The sequence below is a fragment of the Ferrovum myxofaciens genome, from assembly GCF_000735045.1.
GTDB classification, from domain to species: Bacteria; Pseudomonadota; Gammaproteobacteria; order Burkholderiales; family Ferrovaceae; genus Ferrovum; species Ferrovum myxofaciens.
On record NZ_JPOQ01000189.1, the window covers coordinates 1 to 568 of the forward strand.

Sequence of the window (568 nt, forward strand, 5' to 3'; positions counted from 1 at the left end):
CTTCGCTCTGATCCAGGGAGACCCGGGTACCGGCAAGAGTGTGGCATTACGGGCCTTGGCCGAACGCCTGGAACGTCAAACCGATCTCACGGTGGGAATTCTGAATCACCCCCAGAGCAACCTCGGGGATTTCTACCGCGAACTGGCCGAGGTCTTCGGCGTCATGCTCAAACCCTGCAACCGCTGGGGCGGATTCAAGATCCTGCGGGAGCGCTGGATCAGTCACCTCGAAGCCACCCGGACCCGCTGTTGTCTGCTCATTGATGAGGCCCAGGAAATGAGCCCGAAGACCTTACTGGAATTACGCCTGTTGGCTTCAGCACGGTTTGACTCACAACCCCTGTTGGCCGTCGTACTGGCGGGCGATGCCCGCCTGAACGAGGCTCTGACCCGGGAAGAACTGTTGCCGCTGGGTACCCGTATCCGGGTTCGCCTGACTCTGGACTACGCCACGCGGGAAGAATTGGCCGCTTGCCTGGATCACCTGCTCGACAGCGCCGGAGCTCCCACTCTGATGAGCCCGAGCCTCAAACATACCTTGTGCGAACGAGCCGGGGGAAACTATCGG

1 protein-coding gene is annotated in these 568 nt (G+C 60.9%); it reads left to right on the forward strand.

Annotated features, from left to right (window positions below; all coding sequences use genetic code 11):
- On the forward strand, positions 1-568 hold a 568-nt coding region (locus IV91_RS0112715; protein WP_031599027.1), incomplete at both ends, for an ExeA family protein.